General features: G+C 27.3%; 1 protein-coding gene. It reads left to right on the forward strand.

All coding sequences use genetic code 11. The features are described 5' to 3' along the window. Positions 1-217: 217 nt before the first annotated feature. A partial coding sequence (locus MBFIL_RS05050; RefSeq protein ID WP_157078598.1) for a hypothetical protein occupies positions 218-662 on the forward strand: 445 nt, incomplete at its 3' end.

Consider the following 662-nt stretch of genomic DNA (forward strand, 5'->3'; position numbering starts at 1 on the left):
AGTACAAATGCTCTTAATGTTTCCTTCGAATTTTTAACAAAGCCTATTAAAAATTTTTCATCATCCTCATTAAACTCAAAACTTCGCCTTGACATGTATATTATATATAACTTAATAATAAATAAACGAGGATTCGTATTTAATAATTTTCTTTTTATATGTATTATTTTTTTTCTTTGGTATTTTTATTTATGTTTGATTGTTTATATATTTTTTTATGAGTTTTAATAGTAGTATTCGTAAGTGTTTTAGGTTTGTGTTGAAGAAGTTGAATGTTTGGGAGAGTAGTGGTAAGTTTAGTGTTGATTTTGATTATTTGAGGTCTGTTGTTCGTGGGGATTTTAGTGATTTGTGGAAGGAAGGTCTTAATTTTAATATTAATAGTCCTTTTAATAAAGAGCTTTTGTGTTGTGATTTGGAAAGAATGGTTCGCGCATTAGATGATGGAGAAAGTGTGAATCATTTTAAGACTCTTTTTCTTCTTAACTCTATGAATAATGAAAATGAAGAGTTGTTAGAATTGAAAGAACATAAGAATATGCTGAATTGTGAAATATATAGATCAATACTGGAATCCATGTACAATCACCAGTGCAGAGGTAGACCACATCATGATGTTACTTTAATGTTTAAAATCATGTATTTACAGGCTAAATATAATT

Source organism: Methanobrevibacter filiformis (assembly GCF_001639265.1).
In the GTDB taxonomy this organism is placed as follows: domain Archaea; phylum Methanobacteriota; class Methanobacteria; order Methanobacteriales; family Methanobacteriaceae; genus Methanacia; species Methanacia filiformis.